Origin of the sequence: uncultured Acidaminococcus sp., from assembly GCA_900538365.1 — a bacterium.
Lineage (GTDB): Bacteria > Bacillota > Negativicutes > Acidaminococcales > Acidaminococcaceae > Acidaminococcus.
This window is the reverse complement of sequence record UPXT01000023.1, coordinates 21,259-27,688: the sequence shown is the minus strand read 5'-3', so window position 1 is coordinate 27,688 and position 6,430 is coordinate 21,259. Positions and strand designations below refer to the sequence as shown.

The window sequence follows — 6,430 nt, the reverse complement described above, 5'->3', positions numbered from 1 at the left end:
CCCCTTTATTTTGCAAGGACTATTTTTCCCTACCGAGAAACATTTTACGCTTAGTAGAAAGGATATGATCAAATGGACTTTTTCCTTAACCTTATCCGTGGTTTTTCCATGGCACTGGCAGACAGTGTTCCCGGTGTTTCCGGAGGGACCATTGCCTTTGTTCTGGGATTTTATGATGAATTCATCGGTTCCCTTTACGTCCTGACCCATGGGACGCGGGAGCTGAAACAGCACGCCCTGGTCTTTTTGGGGAAATTAGGGATTGGCTGGGCCCTTGGCATGGGATCATCCGTCATGGTCTTGGGAAGTCTTTTTACAACCAGGATCTATGAACTCAGTTCCCTCTTCCTGGGACTTTCGCTCTTTTCCCTCCCCCTGATCCTCAAAGAGGAGAAGCAGGCCCTTTCCCAGAAGAATCGGCTGCCCTTCTTTCTCTTGGGCCTGTTTGTGGTCTTTGTGATTACCTGGTTCAATCCTGCCGGCGGAAAAGGCGTACAAGTTGACGTTAATCAGCTCACCCCTACGCTAGGCATTTATATCTTCGTCTGCGCCATGATTGCCATCTGTGCCATGGTCCTGCCGGGAATCTCCGGATCCACCATGCTCCTCATCTTTGGGCTATACGTTCCCATCATCGGAGCCATTCGTGAATTCCTTCATATGAATCTTTCCTACCTTCCCGTCCTCATCATTTTTGGCTGCGGCGTCCTTACAGGAATTGTGGGCATCATCCGCATTGTGAAAAATGCGTTGGAAATGCATCGGGCCGCCATGGTTTACTTCATCTTGGGACTTATGGTCGGTTCCCTTTACACCATCGTTACAGGACCTACCACCCTTAAGGTCCCCCAACCGGCCATGACCTTGGAAACATTCAGTCCCTTGTGTTTTCTTTTGGGAGGTGTTTTCCTCTATGCCCTTGACAGGCTGCGGAAATTCTCCGAAAAGAAATTGCATCCAGAAGGGTAATCCTTTGGGCACTGCTTCGGCAGTGCCCTTTTTTTTGCTTTTATGGTTTCATTGTAGGAAAACTTCTTGCATATTGCGTTAGTCTATGCTAACATTGTGTGGTCAAAAGAAACTCTTCCTAAAAAACTCAAAGGAGGCCATCATGCCCTTAGCGTTTGCAAAATCAGGCGACGTCCTAACGGTCATTCGGATTGGCGGTTCCCCTAAGGTCAGGAGCCACCTGGAAAATCTTGGAATCACCCTCGGCGCCCCCATTACGGTCGTTCAGAACACCCCAGCAGGAATCATTGTGAACATCCGCGATTCCCGTGTCGCCATCAGTATGGAGATGGCCAATAAAATATTTGTGCAGTAAAGGAGAACTTGCGATGCTTACCTTAAAAGATGCTAAAACCGGCCACAAGTACGAAGTCATCAAAATCCACGGCAGCGGTGCCATGAAACGCCACATCATGGATATGGGCCTGACCAAAGGAACTGCCCTGCAGATTCGCCGTGTCGCACCCCTAGGAGATCCAGTAGAAATGACGGTGCGGGGCTATGAACTTTCCTTGCGGAAAGGCGATGCCGAAATCGTTGAAATCAAAGAAGTGTAATCAATTTCCCCGTTGATTAGTCAATGGCAACTTTTTGAAAGGAAGGTTTTATTATGCAATATAAGATTGCTCTTGCAGGGAACCCAAATACAGGCAAAACGACCCTGTTCAATGCACTTACCGGATCCAATCAGTTCGTTGGCAACTGGCCTGGTGTCACGGTTGAAAAAAAGGAAGGTACCCTGATCGGTCATCCAGAAATCCTCATCCAGGACCTGCCCGGAATCTATTCCCTTTCCCCGTACACCTTGGAAGAAGTCGTTTCCCGCACCTACCTGGTAAAGGAACGGCCCGATGCCATCTTAAATATCGTCGACGGCAGCAACCTTGAACGCAACCTTTACCTGACGACACAGCTCATGGAGCTGGGGATTCCCGTCCTCATGGCCGTGAATATGATGGACGTCACGCGAGCTAACGGGGATATCCTCTATACAGAGGTCCTCGCCAAATCCATTGGATGCCCGGTTGTGGAAATTTCCGCACGGACAGGCGAAGGCATCAAGGCCCTCATCCAAAAAGCCGCGCAAATGGTTATGACGAGGGTTCCAGCTGAACCGATCCATACCTTTGCCGGTCCTGTTGAACACGCCCTGGCCCACATCGAAGAAGCCACGCAGGGCGCCCTCCCCCAATCCCAGAGCCGCTGGTATTCGATCAAGCTCTTTGAACGGGATGCCAATGTGCTCGATGCCCTGAAGCTTTCTCCGGAGCTCATTTCCCACATTGAAGATGACATCGTCTCCGTCGAAAAGGAAATGGATGATGATGCAGAAAGCATCATTACAAATGAACGCTACAATTACGTTTCAAAAGTCATCGAAAAATGCTTCGTCAAGAAAGACAAGCATCGCCTAACTGTTTCTGATAAAATCGACCGCGTTGTCACAAACCGCTTCCTGGCGCTCCCCATTTTTGCAGCCATCATGTTCCTCGTTTACTATATTAGCGTCACGACCATCGGAACGGAAGCAACGGACTGGGTCAATGATACCTTCTTTGGAGAATGGGTCATTCCCGGTGCCCACGAGCTCATGGCTTCCTGGGGCGTTGCGGAATGGCTGGAAGGCCTCGTCGTTGATGGAATCATCTCCGGTGTCGGTGCCGTCCTTGGATTCGTGCCGCAGATGGTTGTCTTCTTTATCTTCCTTGCCTTCCTGGAGGCCTGTGGGTACATGGCCCGTATCGCCTTCATCCTGGACCGCGCCTTCCGTAAATTTGGCCTGTCCGGAAAATCTTTCATTCCCATGCTGATTGGTTCCGGCTGCGGGGTTCCTGCCATCATGGCTTCCCGGACCATTGAAAATGCGCCTGACCGCCGCATGACCATCATGACAACAACCATGATTCCTTGCTCTGCCAAGATGCCGATCATTGCCCTTGTCGCCGGGGCCTATTTTGGCGGCGAATGGTGGGTCGCTCCCTCGGCTTATTTTGTCGGGATTGCAGCCATCATCATTTCTGGGATCATCCTCAAAAAAACCAAACTGTTTGCCGGCGATCCCGCACCATTCATCATGGAACTGCCGGCCTACCACATGCCGACCCTTTCCAACATTGCCCGCAGTGTTTGGGAACGCGCTTCCAGCTTCATCAAAAAAGCCGGCACGGTCATCCTTCTTTCCACCATCCTCGTATGGTTCCTTTCTGGATTCGGTTATGTCGATGGCGAGATTACCATGGTCGAAGACCTGAACGATGGATTCCTTTCCTATATCGGCGAAAAAGTCGCCTGGATCTTTGCCCCCCTTGGCTGGGGTGATTGGAAAGCCGCTGTAGCTGCCTTCACGGGCCTTATTGCAAAGGAAAACCTAGTGGGCACCTTTGGTATCCTTTACGGCCTTGCAGAAGCAGCTGAGGACGGAGAGGAATTTTGGGGCACCTTTGCCAAGGACTTCAGTACCCTCAGTGCCTATTCTTTCCTCATCTTCAACCTTTTGTGCGCGCCCTGCGTCGCTGCCATGGGAGCCATTCGCCGCGAAATGAATAATGGCAAATGGACGCTCTTTGCCATCGGTTATCAATGCGGTTTTGCTTATGCTATTTCCTTTATCTTCTATCAGTTCGGCACATTCCTTACGACAGGGGTCTTTACCATCGGTACGGCCTTTGCTGCTGTGGTCTTTGCCATTCTTGTTTATCTCCTGCTTCGACCCGCCAAAAAATATGAGGGTGCAGTCGAAGTCAATTTGGAGTATAATAAGTAAAGCAATCCAATAGGAATTGCAATGTAAAGCAAAGGAGTTGATCCTTATGGGAACGCTCATCGTAGGACTTGTTATCCTCTTGTTCGTCCTTGTTTCGGTGTACACCATCGTGCATGACCATAAAAGTGGGATTGGAACGTGTGGCGGCAACTGTGCCTCCTGTGGCGGCTGTGCCTTCCATTCGGCTCCTGACAAAAAATAACCTGCATGTTGGGTACAAAAAGGGTGCTGCGTAAGCAGCCCCTTTTTTTTTTACGTTTTTGCTCCCCCATCCCGGTCGAGCCATGGGAAAAACAAGCCATTTTTTTCTTGTTCCTCTTCCTGCGGCCTTTATGCAAAAAATACGTTCTTGATTATAATTACCAGTATTTTCTGTTGTTTTGTACCAAAGATTACATTAAGTACTATGAATTTTCCTGTTTTCAGAGAATTTCCCATTTCATTGGTATTCGGGTTTCAAACAAGATAGAATAGATGGAGAAGCTCGTTACAGTCCCTTTTTATGGATATATCATGGAACGGTCGAGGCCTTTCCCTAAAAGAAAGTTTTTTTCAGATAACTCCATAAACTTCTTGACATGTGTAATCATTCAGGTTACAATTAGCTCATCAAGGATTGTTATTAAGTGATAGACATTATTTTATCACTGAGAAGAAGGATTTTCTGTACAGAGGAGGTCGGAAACAGATGTTATTTACTACTACCAATGACCATGAAGAATTACGCGCTGCAATACGCGGATTCGCCGAAACGAAAGTCAAGCCGATTGCATTCTCCCTCGATAAGGAAAGCAAATTCCCCACCGAAATCGTCAAGGAAATGGGTGAAAATGGCTGGATGGGACTTCCCTATCCAAAAGAATACGGCGGAGCCGGCATGGACTACATTGCCTATGCCATTGCCGTAGAGGAACTGGCCCGTGTTGACGGCGGGGTGGGCGTTATCCTTTCGGCTCACGTGTCCCTGGGTTCCTATCCTATCTTTGCCTTTGGGACAGAAGAGCAAAAGCAAAAATACCTTGTTCCCCTTGCCAAAGGTGAGAAGATTGGTGCCTTCGGCCTTACGGAACCCAATGCCGGTTCTGATGCAGGCGGCACGGAAACAACGGCTGTCTTTGATGGCAAAAACTGGATCCTCAACGGCAACAAGATTTTCATCACCAACGGCGGCGAAGCTGATACCTATGTCGTCTTTGCGGTCACCGATCCGGACGCGGGTACGCGCGGCATCAGTGCCTTTATCCTCGAAAAAGGCATGCCCGGCTTTACCTTCGGCGATCATTACGACAAACTGGGGATCCGTTCCTCCGCTACAGCGGAACTGATCTTCAACAACGTCAAGGTTCCTCAGGAAAACCTCCTGGGCAGACTGGGCCAAGGCTTCAAGATTGCCATGGCAACCCTTGACGGCGGCCGTATCGGCATTGCTGCCCAAGCCCTCGGGATTGCCCAAGGCGCGTACGAAGCAGCCCTCAACTATTCCAAGGAAAGAATCCAGTTCGGTGCGCCGATCTGCCAGAACCAAGGCGTTTCCTTCAAGCTGGCGGATATGGCAACAAGACTGAGAGCTGCCCGTTTCCTCGTTTACAGTGCAGCTGAAATGAAGACGGAACATATGGATTATGGCATGCAGTCCGCCATGGCTAAGCTCTATGCTTCTGACCTTGCTGTTGAAATCACAAACGAAGCCCTTCAGATCTTCGGCGGTACAGGCTACCTCAAGGGTATGGATATTGAACGGATGTACCGCGATGCCAAGATCACTACGATTTACGAAGGCACCAACGAAATCCAGCGTGTCGTTATTGCAGCCCACATTACGGACCGTCTGTCCAACGCCAAACATGGCGGCGGTGGTTCCCGCAAGGAAAAGGCCATTACGGGCTCCCGCAAGAAGATGATTTTCAAGGATGGCTCTCCGGAAGAACAAGTGGCTTCCCTCGTTGAAGCCCTGAAGGGGGATGGCTATGACTTCACGGTCGGCATCCCGATGGATACGCCGATTGTTGACGCTGAACGCGTTGTCAGTGCCGGTAAGGGCATTGGTGAAAAAGAAAACATGAAACTCATTGAGGAACTGGCTCACGCTGCGGGAGCAGCGATTGGCTCCTCCCGCCCGGTTGCTGAAACCCTGCAGTATGTCCCCATTGAACGCTATGTCGGCATGAGCGGACAGAAATTCAAGGGCAACCTCTACATTGCCTGCGGGATTTCCGGTGCCATCCAGCACCTCAAGGGCATCAAGGATGCCACAACGATTGTGGCCATCAATACCAATGCCGGTGCTCCGATCTTCAAGAACTGCGACTACGGGATTGTCGGTGATGTCAAAGTCATCCTGCCGCTCTTAGCCAAAGCCTTTGGAACGGGCGAAAAGAAACCGGCTCCTCCCATGGTGAAAATGAAGAGACCGCTCATCAAGAAGGAACTGCCTCCTGGACTGTTTGTCTGCAACGGCTGCGGATATGAATACGATCCGGATAAGGGCGATCCTGCTGGTGAAATCAAACCGGGAACGAAGTTTGAAAACCTGCCGGATGATTGGACCTGCCCTGAATGCGGCGAAGAAAAAGCCCACTTCGTACAGGAATCCTAACTGGTTCAATCCACTCTGATAGCGAGATTCAGGGGGGAGAAGGGCCCTTCTCCCCACACCTA

Annotated in this window: 6 protein-coding genes; all 6 read left to right on the top strand. The window is 50.1% G+C overall.

The window, feature by feature from the left end; translation table 11 throughout:
- Positions 1 to 72 precede the first annotated feature (72 nt).
- Complete coding sequence (locus QZQ08_RS05960) at positions 73 to 969, top strand: DUF368 domain-containing protein (RefSeq protein WP_296329352.1); 897 nt, start codon at positions 73 to 75, stop codon at positions 967 to 969.
- A gap of 142 nt (positions 970 to 1,111) precedes the next feature.
- Positions 1,112 to 1,324: a FeoA family protein gene (locus QZQ08_RS05955; RefSeq protein ID WP_296329347.1), complete on the top strand. Its 213-nt coding sequence runs from the start codon at positions 1,112 to 1,114 to the stop codon at positions 1,322 to 1,324.
- A gap of 13 nt (positions 1,325 to 1,337) precedes the next feature.
- Positions 1,338 to 1,565, top strand: coding sequence for a ferrous iron transport protein A (locus QZQ08_RS05950; protein WP_296329343.1), 228 nt, complete (start codon positions 1,338 to 1,340; stop codon positions 1,563 to 1,565).
- 53 nt (positions 1,566 to 1,618) lie between these two features.
- Complete coding sequence (gene feoB, locus QZQ08_RS05945) at positions 1,619 to 3,772, top strand: ferrous iron transport protein B (protein WP_296329340.1); 2,154 nt, start codon at positions 1,619 to 1,621, stop codon at positions 3,770 to 3,772.
- 46 nt (positions 3,773 to 3,818) lie between these two features.
- On the top strand, positions 3,819 to 3,974 hold the full coding sequence (locus tag QZQ08_RS05940) for a FeoB-associated Cys-rich membrane protein (protein WP_296329338.1): 156 nt from the start codon (positions 3,819 to 3,821) through the stop codon (positions 3,972 to 3,974).
- Positions 3,975 to 4,460: 486 nt separating this feature from the next.
- The gene (locus QZQ08_RS05935) at positions 4,461 to 6,368 is read left to right on the top strand and encodes an acyl-CoA dehydrogenase family protein (protein ID WP_320593876.1); all 1,908 of its coding nucleotides are present in this window, start codon (positions 4,461 to 4,463) and stop codon (positions 6,366 to 6,368) included.
- Positions 6,369 to 6,430 lie beyond the last annotated feature (62 nt).